Below are 20,003 nucleotides of genomic sequence, written 5' to 3' on the forward strand. Positions count from 1 at the left end.
CCCTTCATCATAGCTTCAGAATCTTAACCTTTAATGGAGCCGATCATGACACCTTTTACAAAATATTTTTGGACAAAAGGATACACTACCAGCAGAGGTGCCGAAGAAACAACAATAAGCGAATACTTTAACAATTCACGCAGACCTTGTCTCGCTGCTGCCAATTTCACATCGCCGAGCGTTTCTTGAGAGATTTGATTCTGAATCAGGATTTCACGCAGCACGAGCTGCAATGGAAACAACTTTTCTGTTTTTAAGAAGATCAGAGCATTAAAGTACTGGTTCCACATATCAACACCGTAGAAGAGCGTGATAACTGCAATAATCGGACCAGACAACGGCAGTACGATACGCAAGAGGAATTTGAAATCATTGCAGCCGTCTATCTGCGCGGATTCCTGCAGCTCTTTCGGAATACTAGTCCTGAAATAAGTCATCATTATCATGACATTCCAGACGGACAGCGCAGAAGGCACCACTAACGCCCAGATGCTGTCCAGCATACCGAGCTCGCGCACCAGTAAGTAGCTAGGAATAAGGCCCCCGCTAAACATCATGGTGAATACGAACATGAGATTGAAAAAGCCGCGCCCCTTGAAGTCCCCTCGGGAAAGCGGGTAAGCAGCTAGTATCGTCATCACTAAGCTGATGATCGTTCCAAGCACAGTGTAAATGACTGAATTCTGCAGACTGATCCACACCATTCGATGGCGGAATATCGCCACATAACCATCCGTAGAGAAGTCAACAGGCCAGAGCCAGACCTTTCCTGAGATGACGGCACTTGACGAGCTGAATGAGGCGCTTAACACATAGATTAAGGGATACAGTACGATAATGAGAAACACACCGAGCAGCACATTATTGATCCAATGGAACCAGCGGTCACCTTTTGACGAAGCGAACGTGTCCATCTGCTCCCTCCTTTCGCGGCATATAGATGTTCATCACAAGGAACCGGAGTGCGGTTACCATAAGCTCTCTTGCCCTGTCTTGCGGGCCGCATAGTTCACTGTCATGAGCAGCAGGAGCGAGATCACAGATTTGAACAAACCAATAGCTGTTGCATAGGAGAAATTCATAGCCTGAGATAACAGTCCAATCTTGTACAGATACGTGTCTATCACTTCAGAAGTGCTTAAGTTTAACGGATTCTGCATCAGATAAATTTTCTCGAAGCCGGTTTCCAGCAGTTGACCCGTGTTGAGAATCAACAGAATGATCGCGATCGGCAGAACTGCCGGCATATCAATATGCCAGATCCGTTTCACTCTGCCCGCCCCGTCCAACACCGCTGCTTCATGAAGGGCTGGATCAACGGTTGACAGCGCTGCCAAGTAAATGATGCACGAGAAGCCGATATGCTGCCAGACGCCAGACCATACAAAAATGGACTTAAAGTACTCCATCTTCCCCATAAAGTGGATCGGCTCCACACCAAACAGCCCAAGGAGCTGATTAATCATGCCGGCTCGAGGATCGAGCAGCTGCAGTAGAAGTCCAACGATAACGACTGTCGATATAAAATGAGGGGCGTAGCTGACAAGCTGAACGGTGTTCTTGAACCATCGCAAGCGCACCGCATTCAAGCTCAATGCAAGCATGATCGGCAGCGGTGTACTGACAACTAGGGAGTATAGGCTAATGAACAGCGTGTTCTTCATGATGCGCCAGAAGTCATGCGAGTTGAAGAAGCGAAGAAAATGCTTCATCCCTGCCCAATCACTTCCCCACAACCCTTTAACTGCGTTATAATCCTTGAATGCGATCTGCGCTCCGATCATGGGTCCGTACTTGAAGATTAGAATATACAGCAGCGGCAGCAAGAACAACGCATATAGCTGCCACGATCGCTTCATGTACGCACCGGCGCTCGCTAATTGCTGACGCGGCCTTTCCCTTTGCTTCCCGGTAACGGACCTTTCTTGCCGCGAGTAAGCCGGCATGAGCTGCACCTCCAATTCTAATGAACGAAATCGGCTGCTATTATAGAAGCATCATGCAAGAGATGATTAGGACTACAGCATGCACGCGAGTGAAATCGCATTCATGTTTGTTGACCATAAAACAAATGGTGCACGCCCCTCTATGGCCGTGCACCCATTATATAAGCAAGTGATATCCTCGAAAATAAGCCGTTTTCATATCCTGTGCAATAGTTAAGAAAAGGCATTATTCCGTTTTTATGTGACTATGCGTTTTTCGATATTCTGTAGCGCTGGTGCCGTGGACTCGCTTGAAAGCGCGACTGAATGAATTGAGTGAATTGTATCCAACCTGCTCTGCGATGGATGTTAGCGGTGCGCCGTTCTTCATCATTTCCTTGGCGGCAGATAGGCGAAAGCGTTCAACATAATCGAAGAAATTGATGCCGCATTGTTCTTTAAAGAAAGCTGACACATACGCTTCTGACACCTGCATTTCATCTGCAATCGCAGTTAACGATAAGGACGGATCAGCGAAGTGATCGTGAATGTACCGCATCATCTCTTCAAGAAGGTTCTCATTGCGACTGCGCTTTCTTTCATTAACCGCGTGACATAAGTGGTATGCCTCCGCTTCAATGTGTCGGAACAGCTTCGTTAATCCACCGCCTGACTTCATCAGCTGCTGTTGGAAGTTGACGGGATCTTGCTTCAAAGGGATATCCAGAGCAATGGACTGCTTCAAGAGTGTCGCATATACATCCATCAGCAGCCACTGCCTCATGACGGAGGATATCTCCAGCTTGCTCCAATTGTCAGCCCATATGATCTGAAACAGTTGAGCCGCGATATCCTCGTTTCCAGCACGGATCGCGTGTAAGAGCCGCTGCTCGGTGTCCGCGCTATAGGAGTACATACTGTACCTGGATACGGCTTGCTCATCCCACCATAGGATGGCCTTATCGGTTTCACGCTCTGCTGAAGCGGCCAACTGTCTCGCCTGCTCCAACGCCCGCGGCACATCGAGCCGTTCCGTCACGATGCCGCCCACGGTGCAGATAAGCGTAACGTGCTGCTGCTTTAATCGTTCGCTGAGCTCGATCAACGTGAGGCCGATGCCGCTGTCGAAGGCATCATCAGCGGCGCCGCTGCCGAGCGTACTTATATCGTAGAAGAGCAGCGCCACCTGGTCTTGTTCGATATCGATTGCATCATATGGAACGAGACCGAAGCTCCCTGCTTCATCCAGCACCTGGAGCCGCTTCAGCTCCATCTCATGCAAGACGGATGGGCTCCAATCGTCACCGTGCCAGCCAAGCTGAAGCAAGGCCACTGCATAGCGGCTCGCGCTCCGATCCAAGCCCGCATGTTCAAGCGAGGCTTGCAGCTGCTGGTCGGAAGCGTACCCGCCGCGCAGCCACTTGCCGAATACAGCGAGCCGCGCATATTCCTGCCGCTCGACGAGCTTCCGGTTGAGCGTCTTGGTCGTTTCCAGCAGCTCGCTGTACACATCGCGCAGCGAAGTGAACACGTCCTTGCGCTTGCCTGGCAGGCTAGAATTCGTGAGCGGAAGCACATCCGCATACAGCCGTTCAAGCGGCCTGCTGTTCTTCCGCGACAGCCAATAGGCAAGCAGGAGAATAAGCGCAAGTGACAAACCGACGAGCGTGAAGGTCGTCTGCTTCATCTCCTCGACGCTCTTCAACACCTCCGCAGTAGGCTGTGCCGCAACAAACGTCCAGCCTGTCTTAGGGGATACAATCTGCGAGACCAGCATTTCCTCCCCGTCTATACGAGTTCTAAATTGCTCGCGCTCATCCGCCAACTTGCTAATTAACAGCGCAGTTTCCTTGCGCTCCGGCAACTTTCCGCTGGAGCCAATCACTTGTTGATTCTCACCGACAATCTGAATCCACCCGCCATGCTGAACCGGCAGCAGCTTCTCAATCTCTTGATGAGAGATCAGCGCAACGACAGCGCCTGGATAATAGCCTGGATAGCCAAGCGATCTGACATAGGCGATCATCGGTTCTTTATGGATTCCATACCTAATTTCCGCGGCGCCATAATAATCACGAGAATGGTAGGAATTTAGAATCCTCTGTTCCCATTCTTCCTTCGTCCAGCCTTCCACTTCTAACACATCATCGTAAAATGTATCCATTAAATGCACACGATCCGGCGATATGATGAGTCGGCTGTTCTTAAAAGCGACGAAATAGTCGAGCAGAAACTTGTTGCTCGCACTATAATCGCTTAGCGATGAGCGCGTTGACATCACCTGAAACGTGTTCGTGCCTTTGAACGGTTCGCGTACAACCTGAAAGCCTTTCACCTTTGGATGCTCGACCGTTTGCTGTACAATCGACTCCACCTCGTTCAATCGAGCATCCAGCAGCACTTGAGCCTGCTGAAGCGTCTTGGCGTTTCGATTCAGCACCTCTCGCTCCAGCGCGTCGATCGTAGAATGATAAGCGAGCCAGCCTGTAAACAATGTCAGCCCCAAGAACAACAGATACGGCAATAAGAAGCGCAGCCATATCCGGTCGATCCATTTGCGTTTCCAGGCTGCGCTGATCCGCACGTTTATGTAACCGTTTCCATATTTGGTGGTGCGCTGCGGTTTAGACATGACTAGCCTCCTCTCGATCGTTTTCCGTTGTAACTAACACACCTGAAATATACATATTTTAACACCGCGTACAAAACCATACTAGCATCCACAAATCATTACAAAGAAAAAGCGAATAACTTATCAGTTATCCGCTTCGCTAAGATGTATTATGAGTTCATTCTATTGCAGACCAGCTTGTTGGATCGCGTAATCAGCTAGCAAACGAGCGCCGTAACCGGAAGCACCCGCTTCCGCGTAGCCTACATCCGACTTGTACTGCGACGTCCCAGCCATGTCGATGTGAGTCCACTTCATTCCTTCCGCTACGAAGCGGCGAATAAACAAGGCTGCGGTGATCGCGCCGGCAAGCGGCAATGAGCTCGTATTGTTGATATCCGCATAATCGCTTCGCAAATAAGCTTCATACTCATCCATCAGCGGCATAGGCCACAGCCGCTCGCCGCAGGCTTCACCGCACTGAATGAGACTTGCGCTCATATCCACATCGCCCCATATACCAGCGATGCCCAGTCCAAGCGCTGCGCCTACATTGCCAGTCAGCGTAGCAATATCGACTGCTTTGACAGCGCCCAAGTCTGCAGCGTGAAGCAGCGCATCCGCAAGGATCAGACGCCCCTCGCCGTCCGTATTGCCGATCTGAACGCTCAAGCCGTTCGGATATCGAATAACAGCTGACGGCAGCACAGCTTTGGCGTCTGGAACATTTTCAACAACTGGAATCAAGGCGGTAACATTGACCTTTGCTTCCATCGCGACGAGAATGTCCATTGCGCCAAGCACAGCCGCGGCGCCGCCCATATCCATTCGCGCGTCGCTAATATCCGAGCCGCTCTTTACGTTCATTCCGCCCATGTCAAAGGTAACACCTTTGCCGATCAAGGCTAACAGCGGCTGGCTCGGATCAGCGGCATAACGCAGCTCGATCATGGCTGGTTCATGGATGCTGCCCGCTCCGATCGTTTGAAGCCCAATCATCTGGCGCTCCTTCAGCTCCTCACCGCGGTAGACATGTACTTGTACTGGTGTATCCTTGAACCGTTCAACGACTCGATTCACCATTTCCGAAGGTACCAGCACGTTGGCAGGCTCGTTCACCAGATCACGGGCGAAAGTGTTTCCGCTGACTCGGATGTTCGCAATGCGTACCGCTTCATGCAATTGGTCAGCTGTCCATTGCGTCCAATCAGCAGGATCCAGCATTAATTTCACAGGAGCTGCCTGTTTGGAACGATATTGGCTGAATTGATACAACCCGAATAGCCAGCCCTCCATCCATGCACTTAACCAGGATGTATCTGCTTGCTTAGGATCAGCGCAAGCGGCGCCGGGCAGGCAGCATACGAGTCTTACCGATTCTCGTCCTTCTCGTTGAGCCGTACGCGCAGCCTTGCCTGCCGCTCTCCTCACACTTTCGCAGCTGTCGTCCGCCGCATACGAGCCCAGATGCACGAGATACACGTCGGCTTCATCCTGCTTACGGCTGCGATAGATCGTAACCTCTCCAGGCTTGCCTGCACCCGAAGTGCCTAATGATGCAGAGAATGGATGCTGATCTTCACCCGTTATCGGCAGAATCAGCACATCTTTGCTTGAAATCGTATGTGAAGATGTTCCTATATAAATTATGTTATTAAGCATGTAATCGACAACCCTCTTTATGTTCATCATTAGTTATTAGTTATAGAATAGCGGAATGCATACTGACTCCCTAATCCCACTCGTATACCGCTTTGCGCACACCAACAATTCGACCGCCGTCATTGCGAATCTCATTCGGGACGAGCTTGTACAGCCGATCGATCGTTTCTTGATTGTCATAACCGATGCGTTCCAATATCGTCGCGATAATAACAGGCCATACCGCCTCAGAGCCATCGGATACTTTCAGTGAGATTCCAATGCGCTCCTTGCGCAGGCCAATGCCGTAGACTCCCTTTGCGCCGCCCTTAGCGGCAATGTTAGGATCCTTCAGCAATTCAGAGCATACAAACGCTGAGTCGGCGATCATCGTTGGATTCTCGTTCATCAGCTTCGCGATGCGCGCCGCCGCTTCTCGGGTGCTTGCATCTTCTATTAGATCTGGGCAAGCCAGCTTCAGGTATGCTGTGCCAATCGCGTGCAATGGCATTGCTTGTACGGGCAAGCCGCAGCCGTCGACTCCTAATTCTATCTTCTCGCGTGGCACGCCTGCCAAGATCGATAGACCTTCCAGTATCTCCTGTTGAATAGGATGATCCGGCTCGCTGTAAGTTGCTTCATCCCAGTCTGCCAGCTTGCAGCACATAATCATACCCATGTGCTTGCCTGAGCAATTATGGAACAGGCGGCGCTTGTCTTCCCGATTGCGATAGCGCTCTGCCTTTGCTTCTTCGTTCAGTGGATACGTAGCGCCGCAGATGAGCTGCTCTTCACGAATCGCCGCCTTGCTCTTCATCGATTCAAGCGCATCAATATGATAAGCTTCGCCGCGATGAGAAGCCGCAAACAAGGCAGCTTCTTTCCCTGTTAAGCCGAAGGCTGCATCCACTCCGCGCTTTATTGCTGGAAGCGCTTGGAACGGCTTTGCGGCCGAGCGCAAGAACGTCATATGCTCTGGATCCCCGACATGGTGGATCACTTCGCCGCGATCATTTACTACACTAATTGCCCCATAGTGCACATTTTCCAATACATCCGCACGATATTCATGAACCAGTACTTTAAAACCTTCCAATGCGCACACCTCTTTTCTATATAAAGTTTGTTGTCATGACAGCATTCCTGTGCAATTAGATAATTCGAGGTTTACCGGTATCTTTCCTGCTGTCACAACTCTATAGGGAGCCCGTTCAACGAGCGTCGCTATAATAAAATAGAAGCCAGCACCCTCTATTTCCTTTAATTACCTCTGTGAAAAAATAACATTTCTCGACAAAACTATATCATTTTTCGATAGAATATATAAGGATGACTATTTTTTATTGCGAGTAACATTTATATATTCTTCAAGGCTCATTAAGGAGGCTGTCAATTGAAATGGAACCGCTTTAAATCCAAAATACTGCTTAAGTACACGGTGTCATATCTTCTCATCTTTCTTGTTCCACTGACTGTGGTGACAGTTACTGTCTTTAAGAACTCGGGAGATACACTGCGTTCAGAAATCGAGCAGTCCAATCTGAATCAACTGACACAGGTTATGATATCTATCGATGAACGAATGTCAAAGCTAAATGAAACAGCCGCCTTAATCGCATTCGACGAACAACTGACACCGTACAATCTCCGAGACCCGTATTACAGCCGTGAGGCCATAAAAGCATTAGACAGATATAGGGTAAACAATCCATCAGTAGAAGAAATCTTTATATATATTCGAGGCGATGAAAATATTTACTCATCTCGGGGATTAACGAATACAAAGTCTCTATTTGAAGATACGTATCAATTTGAGAAGTGGGCAGCCTCAGATCTGCTCCGAGAGCTGAACGAGGTCCAATATCCTTACTTGCGACCTGCGGAAAAAATGACTTCTTATTCTCGCGAGCAATCGTTGCTTGCCTATCTCGTACCTATAACACCGAATAGTCCGTATCCACATGCAACTGTCATGTACTTTGTAGATGAATCCTATTTGACAGGGCTGATGGATTCCATCTTGAGCGATTTCACTGGAAACAGCTACATTTTCGATCAAAATGGGCAGATACTGACTGAAAATAATCATGGCGATATATTGCCTGCAGAAGACCTTGAACAATTATCTGCACTTGAATCTGGTATTCACAGCTTGAAGCTGAACAATCGTATGCATTCGGTTGTTTCCGTACATTCTGAGGAGTTCGGTTGGACATATGTCACTGCGATGCCTAGCTTCCAATTTTACGATCGGATGATTCATGTGCAAACCTGGATTATCGCAATCTTCTTAATCGTTGTTCTGCTTGGCATCCCAATCGCGATCCGTGTTGCGAAGCAGCAGTACCATCCGCTTCAGGACTTGATGGAATTTGCGAAGCTAAATACGAATACAACCGTAGCGGATACAGTAAAATCACATAATGAATGGGATTGGATTCGGCAAACGATTAATGACTATAGCGCTCGTATCGATCTCCAAGAACCTTACGTTCGCAATCAATGCTTGATGCTGCTCCTCAAGCACGGCAAGCCGGATGATACCGAGATGGAGCAATTGATTCGTTCTCTCAAGCTCGAAGTGGACAATGGTCGTTACTTTGTCATCATGATGGCATGGGACATGCCTCCGGAGATATCTATGACGGATGAGGATCGCCAGCAAATCGCGTCTATGCTGTATGAGCTTGAGCTGCCTACCCAGAAGGCGTATGCTTACGGCATTGAACAATCTCATTCGGATCAGATCGCTATTATGATTAGCTTGGAACACGATCCCGAGCAGCCGCTTCCGCAGCGTAAAGAACAGATCGTCGAAACGATCAGAGCACTCGTGATGGAGAATTCGCATCTCATTCCTTCTATCGGAATCGGTACCAGCTATGATAAGCTTGATGATCTGGTCGAATCCTACATTGAAGCCGCAACAGCACTAGAAATGCGAATCATCAGCGGCAATGGCAGTATCACTTATTTTGAGAAGCTGATACACAATGCAGATGAAACGTACTGGATTCCGAAAAATATACTGCTTAAACTTACACAAAGCTTGAAGCAAGGCAATGAAACGCTGGCCATTCACATGCTCGACTCGATCATCCAAATGATTCAGTCACAGACGTTATCGGTAGCTCTCACACGCTGCATATGCTTCGACCTGCTGAACACCATTCTAAAAACGGCTTCAGAGCTCGATATGCACGATGTTGTTCATGATATACCGAACATCACTTCATTCGAATCGTTAACGGAATTGAAGCAGAAGCTTTCCTTATTGATGATGCAAATATGTGAACAGTCCGTTCGCAAAACGGAAGGCGATCAGTATTCGCTAGTGGACGATATCGTCACCTATATTGATCAATCGTATGCCGATTATACATTAAGCTTGGAACATGTTGCTCTCAAATACTCCATCTCGACTTCTTACCTGAGCCGTACCTTTAAGGAACGGACAGGTTATAACTTTTCGCAATATATATGGAGGCGCCGTTTGGATGAGGTGATCCGTCTATTACTGACAACCAATGAACCACTGAAAGACATCATAACGCGTGTCGGGTATCTGGATACACCGAATTTCATTCGTAAGTTCAAGAAGGAGACAGGCTATACACCAGGTCAATATCGGAAGCAATATTCTAAGCAAAATGAATAGCCGTATCTAAACCAAATCCCCGAGATAACCGAAGTTATCTACGGGGATTTAGTTTATTGCAATACGATTAGTTAGAGTCCCAACGATCGTAAGCAGCTTGATAGATTTCTACCAGTCTGTCTCCGCCCATTTTCTTAATTTGAGCTACGTAAGTATCCCAGTTTGCCACAGGCTCTTGACCTGTTACAAATTTCGCTTCCATCGTCTTCACATAAGTGTCGAGGTCAGAACGCAATTTCGCTACTTCTGCTTGCTCTTCATCAGACAAGAATACGTTTGGATAAGGTACTTTTGCGTAAGGAACCAATTTCGTTTCAGTTTGTTCATTGAGCCACTCGTCGAAATCGCCTTTCAAACCGTTATATATTTCATTACTTACGAGACCTGGTGAAACGATACCATAGTCAGGTGTCATAGTTCCACGGTATTCTTCGCGATCACCGCCGCCAGGTACTGGAAGCCATTCTTTTACTTTTGCATCTTTATCTTTATACTGCCACAATGTACCTTCTGGACCATGCATGAACAAAGATGCGCCGTCATAGGAGTAATGGTAGTCAATCCAACGCATGGAAGCTTCCGGATTCTTGTTAGCACTTGTAATTGCAAACGCACCTGTTGACAGACCTGGATGCTTAGCAATTGCTGGCTCTGGTGACATAGGGCTTGATACAGGCTTGTACATTGGGTCAGTTTTATCTGGTTCACCGCCAAGCGTGAAGTACGCATGCCAGTCATTGAACAGACCTAACTGATTGTTTTCACCTTTAGCTTTCTTCTGCTCGCCAGTTTGAGAGAACGTTTCTTTATCCAACAAGTCTTCAGTCCACAGTTTGTTCATGAAAGTCAGATACTCTTTGTAGCCTTCTTCCATTGGTGTATAGTGAACTTTTCCTTCTTTATCTGCGTAGTAGACTTCGTTGTAAATGCCCCAAGAAGAGAGCAACCACATGCGAGTATCATCCAGCTTACCAGATGTAAATGGAATTTCGTCAGCTTTACCGTTGCCGTTAGGGTCTTCTGTCTTAACGCGCTTCAAGTATGTGTAAAGCTCATCAATTGTTTGAGGCTCAGACATATTCAAAGCTTTCAGGAATTCACCGTTATACCACATTGGACCGCGGTACCATACTGCATCCAAATCAATGCTCGGCAAAGCATAGATGTGACCGTCTGGCGCAGTGATCGATTTGCGAATGTCTGGGTTCTCGTCAAGAACCTTCTTAATGTTTGGTCCATAATTCTCAATCAGATCTTCTAATGGAAGGAGTACACCTTGACCGCCGTAGTTCACTTGCTCATCAGACGTGATATTTGCAGCGTAGAATACATCTGGCAAGTCACCGCTTGCGAACACCAGGTTTTTCTTCGTATCGAAGCTATCCATCGGCGCGTTGCGGAAATCAATCTTGACATTTGTCATTTTTTCCATTTCCTGGAATACAGGCATATCTGCCCACTTTTTGATACCGGTATCAGGTCCCATCATACTGATTGTGATTGGCTCTTCTACGATTGGGAAGCCTTCTTTTGCTACTTTGTCAGCAGAACCAGCTGCTGCTTCTCCATCTTTTTTGTCCGATGAGCCGCAGCCTGCAAGCAGACCGAACACCATCGTGACGGACAGCAGCAATGCCCATGTCTTTTTCATTTTCTTCATTGCATTAACCCTCCCTGTTTTTCTTTTGCTACCGAAGACTGTCTAACATTTTTATAATAATCGAAGACTTAATGCCCTCAGTTATTATCACGCTAGGGTAATCTTTACGTATACGGGCTTCTATTAACCTTTAACTGAGCCGATCATGACGCCCTGTACAAAGTAACGCTGCAAGAATGGATATACAGCTATAATCGGCAACGTCGACACGATCATGACAGAGTACTTAACTAGTGAAGCTACCTCTGCCTTGTTGTTCATCGCTGTTGCTACAGATGCGTTAACTACCGCACCAGTTGTCTCTGCACTCATTTCCTGCAAGACGAGAATCTGACGCAATACCATTTGCAATGGATACTTCGCATCATCGTTCAAGTAGATAAGGGCATTGAAGTAACTGTTCCAATGGCCTACACCATAGAACAAGGCCATAACCGCAATGATTGGTGCCGACAGAGGCAATACGATCTTAATGAACAATCTCATGTTCGTACAGCCGTCAATATAAGCGGCTTCTTGCAATTCCTTCGGCATCGTAGACTGGAAGAATGTGCGTGCTACGATAATATTCCATACTGACGCTGCTCCAGGTAAGATAAGCGCCCACATGCTGTCGATCAACCCGAGGTTCTTGATAAGCAAGTAGCTCGGTACGAGACCGCCGCTGAAGAACATGGTAAAGAGGAACATTCCCATAAAGAAACCACGTCCATAGAAGTCTTGACGGCTTAGTGCATATGCAGCAGGCAATGTTACTAGCAAGTTTACGGTTGTACCGACTAACGTATATACAATCGTATTGCCATAACTATTCCATATCGCCGGATTATCAAATACTAGCTTGTATCCTTCCAAGTTGAGGCCTTTTGGGAACAGCCACATTTCACCTGAGTTTACTAGCTTCGGATCACTGATCGATGCGCTCATAATGTAAACCAATGGATAGAGCACCACGATAAGAGCTAAAGTCAAAAATATATAGTTGCAAGCCAGAAATATCTTATCTGTCTTTGATTCTTTTACTGCTATAGCCATGTAACATTTCCCCTCCTTCTACCACAAACTATTTTCACTTGTACGTTTCGCAATAAAGTTAACGGTAACAAGCAAGATTGAGTTAACAACTGAATTGAACAAACCGACCGCAGTTGAGAAGCTGTACTGTGCATCGATCAAACCAGCACGATATACAAAGGTCGAAATAACGTCGGAAGATTCCATATTAAGTGAGTTTTGCAGCAACAGAATCTTCTCGTAGCCAACACCCAAGATGTTACCCATGTTCAAGATCAGCAAGATTACAATAGTAGGAATGATAGCCGGAATGTTAATGTTCCAGATACGCTGCAAACGGCTCGCGCCATCTACAACAGCAGCTTCATGGAGCATCGGATCGACACCTGACAGCGCAGCCAAGTAAATGATCGTACCCCAACCTGTACTTTGCCATACACCTGATAATACGTACATCGTCTTAAACCAAGCCGGGTCGGTCAAGAAATCAGGAGCGTCGAAGCCTAAGAACTCAATAATGTGGATAATGATACCTGTTGATGGAGATAGGAAAGTAATAATCATACCTGCCATTACAACGACTGAGATAAAGTGAGGTGCATATGTAACCGTTTGCACCGACCGCTTAAAGAACCCATCCTTAATTTCATTGAAAGCAAGTGCCAAAATAATCGGCAGCGGGAAGCCTACGACTAGTTCGTACAAGCTGATACTGAGTGTGTTCCAGAGCAGATCCCAGAAATAATAGGAATCGAAGAATCGCTCAAAGTGTTCGAAGCCCACCCATGGACTCCCCGTAATACCTTTAGTAGGGATAAAGTTTTTAAATGCGATTTGAACACCATACATCGGACCGTAATGGAAGATTAAGAAATACAGAAACGCTGGAGCAATAAATAAGTACAGTTCCCAGTTCCGCCATATTTTCTTTTTAAACGTACTTTCTTTCTTTTTAGGACTAACGTTCATCGAAAGGGCACCTTGACCATTTCCTTGCATCGCGTCCACTCCCTCCTTTCAAATTGCAACAATCTAATCTTATCTATCAGCATTAAGCATTAATCTTGCAGCGCTTGTCTTGTTCTGCCGCGGCGACTGCTAACGCTTACATTCCATATTGTAGGCTTCTTGTACCAGTAGTGAAATATGTCGATTTCGTTTTTGAGGTTCAAAACGCCCGAACACCGCGCCGCTATTGAAGTATACGCTTTCAAAATAGTATTTGTACATCATAAATGACATGGTAATTATCGACATTCAGAACTCGAAGGTACTCACAATATGTCGATTCAATCCAATGATTTACATACAATTATTCAATTCTCACAGTTATTTTTGTTCGTATTTACAAGCGACAATCACAGCTAGTTCATCTTTTATAGTGAAGTTCAAGTGCGTTTAGAACGCTATCTAGGCATTTCAGTCTATTATTATTGATCTATTGGATATATTTGATATATTTCTCGGGAAATATTAGTCGAATTATCGATTGTTACCGAAGCTGAACTCAACATTGTCATAAAAATAGCCCCGCTTCTAACTCGAAGCGGAGCAAACTATTCTTGCTATACATATGTTTTAGGCTGTTCGATCAATTTCAAGTATACAAACGCTTGCTCGGCTGTAACCGTGCAGCGCTCTGGCTGATCCAGCGAATCTCGTAAGTGAACGATCACGCCTAGAAATTGTCGTTTAAACAGCGTTAGTCAGGTCAAAAATTACAGAATTCCGAACAGTGATTTCAAATATGGATTAAGCAATACCCCTTTAGGGTCCAATCTGCGGCGAACTTCAAGGAAGTCATTCCATCTCGGATATAAGGAGGCCAGCTGCTCAGCCTTCTGCGTATGTAACTTCCCCCAATGCGGTCTGCCTCCATAGCTGAGGAGAATATCTTCCATAGCCTTGAAATATTCCTTATACGGCATACCTTTAAACATATGAACCGCGATATAAGCCGAATCTCGACCATATGCAGGGCTTAACCAGATATCATCACCACGGACATAACGGCATTCAATCGGAAAATGTACCGCGAAGCGACGCTTCTCCACACATGCGCGTATGTCCTCGAGTGCCGGCTTCATCGCTTCGGCAGGAATATTATATTCCATCTCACTGAAACGAACTAATCTTGGGGTTGCAAACAGCTCATGAGCATAACCGACCTCTTCCATCATGGGTATAAGCGCAGCCGATAATTTGCTTGCTGGGGCGGTAAGTTTAGGGACTATTCGGCACGCTTGGGATAAACACCAGAAGGAGTAATTCTCCAGAATAAGCTTATTAAAATGATTCCACGCTCCATTTTTCGTTGGCTGCTGGCTTGTTGCGTTCATAATCTTGACCTGCACTTGATCCGTGTGAGGGAACCAGTAAAACTCAAAGTGCCGATTGTCTCTGTTTAATGATGAGAGGTCGTTTAATACTTGCTCATGAGTCATGCGATAACTCTTAAAATGCATTCGAGAGGCCGGAATCACCTTCACTTGTACGTTGGTGATCACACCAAGCGCGCCCAGCGATACGAGCATCGCTTTGAACACATCCGGATGTTCGGCCTCACTGCATGTCAGAACCTCACCGCTGCCTGTCACAGCGGTAATTTGTGCAATTTGCGTGGAAATAATTCCATAGTTCGCGCCTGTTCCATGTGTGCCCGTGCTAAACGCGCCAGCAATCGACTGCTTATTAATATCGCCCAGGTTCTCTTGTGCGTAGCCTCTCTTGCACAGTTCATCTCCAAGAGTGTGCAGCTTCGTTCCCGCCCATACATCGGCCACGGAACGGACCTGATCAATTCCTGATATGCCCTGCATCTTGTCAAGCGATAAGTGAATATGATCTGTTTCCAGCAGCGGAGTGAAGGAATGACCGGAGCCCATAACGCGAACCGTTCTTCCACTGGTATTCGCTTCGCGAATAATTCCTTGCACCTCTTGTACGGATTCAGGATATACGAGTTGTTCTGGGGTGCTGTGGGCGAGTCCTGACCAATTGCTCCAGGCCCGCTGTTCTACCTTAATCACACAAAACACCATCCTTCTCCCCGATACGTCTTCATCGTGCCCGTTACTTGACCATCTGCGTATGTATGCAGTACTGTAAATCGTTCACACAGCTCTCCTGCCTTGCTGTGGCGCATAAAGACCGGGTCGCCAAGCATTAATGGCTCGGATCCTGCATAGTGAAGCGGCGTTTGCACTTCACCCGCCCCTTCCATCGCCAGCAGCTTGGCTCCATGCGGAAGATATGGCACAGGCAGCTTATCCGCTCCTGCGGCGCCAGAGCCAATATACCCTCCGCCGTGGCAGGTATACACTTGCGGCTTCGGGCGGCGCACGATCTCGATCGCGAAGCCTGCGGCGGGACCGTTGCGGAAGTCTTGATAGTTGTCGAATAAGCCAGGCGAATAGAAGCCTGATCCGACCGTCACTTCCGTAACGGCCTCCTCTGCGCAGGTGGAGGCGATGCTGCCGGTTCCGCCGCCATTAACGAAGCGAACGGCGATGCCCTTCTCTCGCAGGCGCTGCAGGATGTGCGCTCGCTTCGCAGCGAGCTCGACGATCGAGCGCCGCTTCATATGGCGGATAAGCGCATTCTTCAGCGCCTTACGCGGCGCCGCATCGCCGATACCCGCGATCTGCGCTTCGTAGCCCATGATGCCGTCCAAGCGCACATATTGAGATGCGGCAATCCGTTCAGCCAACTCTACTGCCGCTTCGACCGTCCTTACAGGTGAGCGCCATACGCCGAAGTGGATGCCGTATAGGTCAGAGGACATATCCACATCCAAGCATAGCGGGATAACGACGCCGGATAGTTTCGCTAGCTTCTCTAAGTGCTGCACCTGATCCCATTCATCCACCATGAATATGATCGTCTTGCCTTGCGCGATCATCCTCGCGGCTGACTTGACAGCTTCGACCTCCCAGGCCGGATAGCCAATCAGCAAGTCATCCAAGCCGCGCTCGGCCAAGCATACCGCTTCGCGCGGTGAGTAGCACATCACCCCGCGAATGCGCGCATCCTGCCGCAGGATATACTGCAGCACCTCCACAGATCGAATCGACTTGCTGGCGATTCGAATCTGCTTGCTGCCGCTGCGGCGAAGCGCATCCTCGATATTGGACTGCAGGATGTCCATATCGAGGAATGCATACGGCATTGGCACATGGGCGAATGCCGCCTTGTATTGCGCATACGACCTTCGGTTTAGCTCTAACTCTGCCATATACGGTCAGCCTCCTATGCATCTCCGTCCTCTAACGTTTGCTAAACATGCAATCGTTTCCATTTTAATCGATACTAAATGGAAATTCATTCTATTTTTAAAAGAGTTGTATGATCATTGCTGGACAGTCATATTTTAACAATATGATCTGGTAGAATAATTTATAGATCCTGAACTCCTGAACTGTTGATCACAAGAACTATAATATTCGGGAAGGAGCCTCATCCATGCGCATATGGCAGGACTTTAAAAGCTTTATGAATATACGCGGAGCAAGAATACTTATATTCGTTCTATTCATATATGGAATGGGAACAGGCATACTCGCGCCGATGAACGCCATCTATCTGCAAGACTCTATCGGGCTCGAGAAAGCCCAGATCGCCAGCATCTTTGCGTCCTCCCTGCTGCTTAATATGGTGCTCACCATCACTGTCGGCTTCTTCAGCGACCGCATGATACGCAAGAAGACGATCCCATTGATCGCATCGCTGCTGTGCGTCAGCGGGCTACTCATCTACATGCAAGCGGACAGCTATGCTTCAGCACTTATTGGAATGATCTTGGCTGTCGCGCCATCCGGCATGGTAAACGGGCAGCTGTTCGCGATGTCGCGCAATCATTTTACAAGATACGCTCCTAACCTGGTCGAGATCTCACAGATCTGGCTGCGCGCTTCATTAAGCATCGGCTTCTTCCTCGGACTTCTCGTAGGCGCTAATCTGTTCCTAATTGCTACATTTCAGGGTGTGCTATGGGGAAACCTAGCGGGGTATGCATCACTATTTATCCTGCTGCTGTTCTATAGAGAGGTTACGATCGAAACAGCCGCCAAAAAGAGCAGCGGTGGAGAAGCCTTCTCCCTCCTCATGCTGTTCGCTATCCTGCTGTTGTCCTGTGCGGACGCGATCCGCGGATTATATCTGCCGCTTGTCGTCAACCAGCTGTTTGGCGATCCGCGTCTCATGTCATACATATGGAGCATTCAAGCTGTATTCGAGCTGCTGTTCATGACAATGGCCGGCTACTGGGCGGCTAAATACGGCAGCAAGCCGATCATCGGGCTCAGCGCCATATTCGCGCTGGCCGCTTACTTAACTTACAGCAGCAGTACATCACTGCTGGGCTTCTTCCTAGTACAGCCGCTGTATTCTTTCTTCGTCTCCGTCTTATACGGAGTCGGAATGGGCTATGTCCAACGAATGTTCATCCATAAAGCAGGCTTCGGCGCCAGCTTGTACGTATTCATCTCGCAGACCGCATCCTTAATCGGTTATTTTCTCCCGTTATTTATTGAAGGTGTGACACCGAGCATCTTCTGGATTCCGTCTACCCTGATCATTGCCTCACTCGGATTGATGGGGTATATTCTGAGGCGAGATCGTTCGCTTGGCGCCAATATGAAGATGAGCAGCTAATCTTTGCGGTTGAATCGGGACGTTGATCAGGCTGCGCGCGCATCCCCTAAGACGTCAAAAACATGCACCTCAGCTCCAAATCAGCTCGCGCGAGGGCTGAGATGCAGAAATTTGACGTCTCAGCTGCAAAAACCACTGCGGCGAGCCAAAAAAAGCTAAGACGTCAAAATTTTACGCCTCAGCTCCAATATCAGCTCGCACGAGGGCTGAGATGCTCAAATTGACGTCTCAGCCTCTAAAACCACCGCGGCGAGCCAAAAGGGCTTGCCCTCATACATATAGGACAAGCCCCCTTTTGGCTTCATGGATGATTGCCTGCTATAAACTCACTCTACAGCAGAAATTTATACAAAGGCGACAGAACCGATAATATTCCTACACCAATCTTCTTGAATTCAGAGACTTCGCGCTCTGCCAGATCATCATTAGCTTCATAGTTATTCTGTTCATTTACCAGGAGAGACTGGGACTGATAAACATCCATCTTCTGCTCCAGCAGATCTGCGAACTCTTCCCCATGTATAACCAACATGACCTCCGTGTTAATATATGTGCTTCTGATGTCAAGGTTATAAGAGCCCACAATAGATAGCTCATCATCCACGATAAAGGATTTGCCGTGAATCGAGTGCTCTCCTTGGTATTCGTACAATTGAACACCCGTACTTGCAACGCTCTCTCTTTCGCCCATATAACTGGAGAAGGCTGCCACATTCGGTGTGGAGGCTAGTGAGTTCGTCAGCAAAGTATACTCATCGAGGTCACTGCCAATCTCCGTCATCGTGTCCCGCATGGATGAATTAAGAACCGTATACGGGCTCTGTATCTTCACCTTGTCTTCTGCATTCAACAGTAGAGAGCTAATCTGATACCATACATGCGGCTCCTTCTTACCATTGTGGATCGGATTATGAATGAAGCTGATCTTATGCGTAGGAACGGTAACGTCCATATAATCGAAACTTCCATTGAATAGACTCGCCTTATTTGCCTTCAGTTCAGCATATTTATGCTTCAAACGAACCGCTTCGGCTTCGGCATCCCTTTGATGCTGTGCTGACAGATTACGATAAGGCTTCTTACTTATGTCTAGATTCCATATTTCCTCAAAGTACTGTTTAACGGAGAATATAACGCTGTCCTTCACCTGTTCCGTATCATAAGCTGTATTGTATACCAATACATCCCGATCCAAGCTTAAAGTCTTCTTATATCCTTCCGTATCAAAATATTTATCGCCTATGTTGCGTCCGCCTAGTATGAGAAGCTTGTCATCTGCAATCAAATATTTGTCATGCAGCCTGCCATTGAAGGTCCACGGTTTAAGAAACATAGGTTCATTATAAAATTTCAGTTCAATGTTAGGATGGATAGACAGCGCATGTGCAGCAGCTTCAGCATCCCTCTTCAAATGGTGAGCTACACCGTCTATGATAAATCGAACATGAACGCCTCGATCGGCTGCATCCAGCAAGGCTCCCATGAAATATTCCGTACTATCGCCCCAATGTGTAGCGTAGCAGGATATCTCAATGGTGTCCTCCGCTGAATTAATGAGACGCAATCTATCATCAAAGCCATCCTTGCCATCTTCAACAATTCCCGCCCTGTCTACCGACGGGCGATCTGTTCCGTAAAATTGCTCTGCATTCGTGCTACGACTAAATTCATCATTTACATCCAGATATGAAGCATAGGGAAGAATGCCAAAGGCAAGCACATACAACATGTATACTGCTGCTAGAAGGACAAGCACTTTGCCTACTTTGTACTTTTTCAACGTTGCCTTAATCTTGTTCAACTGCAATGACCTTCCCCCGCTTATCCTATACCAAGATGCTC

General features: G+C 47.5%; 13 protein-coding genes. 2 read left to right on the forward strand and 11 right to left on the reverse strand.

All coding sequences use genetic code 11. The features are described from left to right. Window positions 1-23 precede the first annotated feature (23 nt). The 5 genes from AC3WTP_RS04585 to AC3WTP_RS04605 form a co-directional block, all read right to left on the reverse strand. Complete coding sequence (locus AC3WTP_RS04585) at window positions 24-914, reverse strand: carbohydrate ABC transporter permease (protein ID WP_492393406.1); 891 nt, start codon at window positions 912-914, stop codon at window positions 24-26. A 54-nt stretch (window positions 915-968) separates the two neighbouring features. Further along, entirely contained in the window at window positions 969-1,946 is a 978-nt protein-coding gene (locus AC3WTP_RS04590) for an ABC transporter permease (protein WP_492393407.1), read from the reverse strand. Between the two features lie 226 nt (window positions 1,947-2,172). Next, window positions 2,173-4,557: an AraC family transcriptional regulator gene (locus tag AC3WTP_RS04595; protein ID WP_492393408.1), complete on the reverse strand. Its 2,385-nt coding sequence runs from the start codon at window positions 4,555-4,557 to the stop codon at window positions 2,173-2,175. Between the two features lie 162 nt (window positions 4,558-4,719). After that, window positions 4,720-6,198, reverse strand: a complete 1,479-nt coding sequence (locus AC3WTP_RS04600) for a M17 family metallopeptidase (RefSeq protein ID WP_492393409.1) — start codon at window positions 6,196-6,198, stop codon at window positions 4,720-4,722. A gap of 70 nt (window positions 6,199-6,268) precedes the next feature. Beyond that, window positions 6,269-7,273 (reverse strand): asparaginase, encoded by a 1,005-nt coding sequence (locus tag AC3WTP_RS04605; protein ID WP_492393410.1) that lies wholly within the window; start codon window positions 7,271-7,273, stop codon window positions 6,269-6,271. Between the two features lie 297 nt (window positions 7,274-7,570). On the opposite strand from AC3WTP_RS04605, the gene AC3WTP_RS04610 reads away from it, so the two are divergent. After that, window positions 7,571-9,835 carry a helix-turn-helix domain-containing protein gene (locus tag AC3WTP_RS04610; RefSeq protein ID WP_492393411.1) on the forward strand — a complete coding sequence of 755 codons (2,265 nt, stop codon included), beginning with the start codon at window positions 7,571-7,573 and terminating at the stop codon, window positions 9,833-9,835. Between the two features lie 67 nt (window positions 9,836-9,902). Here the strand turns inward: AC3WTP_RS04610 and AC3WTP_RS04615 are convergent, their stop codons facing one another. The 5 genes from AC3WTP_RS04615 to AC3WTP_RS04635 form a co-directional block, all read right to left on the reverse strand. Then, window positions 9,903-11,495 carry a type 2 periplasmic-binding domain-containing protein gene (locus AC3WTP_RS04615; protein WP_492393412.1) on the reverse strand — a complete coding sequence of 531 codons (1,593 nt, stop codon included), beginning with the start codon at window positions 11,493-11,495 and terminating at the stop codon, window positions 9,903-9,905. Window positions 11,496-11,618: 123 nt separating this feature from the next. After that, the gene (locus AC3WTP_RS04620; RefSeq protein ID WP_492393413.1) at window positions 11,619-12,530 is read right to left on the reverse strand and encodes a carbohydrate ABC transporter permease; all 912 of its coding nucleotides are present in this window, start codon (window positions 12,528-12,530) and stop codon (window positions 11,619-11,621) included. 18 nt (window positions 12,531-12,548) lie between these two features. After that, window positions 12,549-13,508 (reverse strand): ABC transporter permease, encoded by a 960-nt coding sequence (locus tag AC3WTP_RS04625; RefSeq protein ID WP_492393414.1) that lies wholly within the window; start codon window positions 13,506-13,508, stop codon window positions 12,549-12,551. Window positions 13,509-14,227: 719 nt separating this feature from the next. Continuing rightward, on the reverse strand, window positions 14,228-15,550 hold the full coding sequence (locus tag AC3WTP_RS04630; protein ID WP_492393415.1) for a D-arabinono-1,4-lactone oxidase: 1,323 nt from the start codon (window positions 15,548-15,550) through the stop codon (window positions 14,228-14,230). Beyond that, window positions 15,535-16,743 carry an amino acid deaminase/aldolase gene (locus AC3WTP_RS04635; RefSeq protein WP_492393416.1) on the reverse strand — a complete coding sequence of 403 codons (1,209 nt, stop codon included), beginning with the start codon at window positions 16,741-16,743 and terminating at the stop codon, window positions 15,535-15,537. The genes AC3WTP_RS04630 and AC3WTP_RS04635 overlap by 16 nt, the downstream gene beginning before the upstream one ends. Window positions 16,744-16,970: 227 nt before the next feature. Here AC3WTP_RS04635 and AC3WTP_RS04640 point away from each other — a divergent pair, with 227 nt between their 5' ends. Beyond that, window positions 16,971-18,161: an MFS transporter gene (locus tag AC3WTP_RS04640; RefSeq protein ID WP_492393417.1), complete on the forward strand. Its 1,191-nt coding sequence runs from the start codon at window positions 16,971-16,973 to the stop codon at window positions 18,159-18,161. Between the two features lie 331 nt (window positions 18,162-18,492). Here AC3WTP_RS04640 and AC3WTP_RS04645 read toward each other — a convergent pair whose 3' ends face one another. Next, window positions 18,493-19,962: a phospholipase D-like domain-containing protein gene (locus AC3WTP_RS04645; protein ID WP_492393418.1), complete on the reverse strand. Its 1,470-nt coding sequence runs from the start codon at window positions 19,960-19,962 to the stop codon at window positions 18,493-18,495. Between the last annotated feature and the right edge of the window lie 41 nt (window positions 19,963-20,003).

Source organism: Paenibacillus sp. EB106-04-04-XG159, assembly GCF_058791835.1.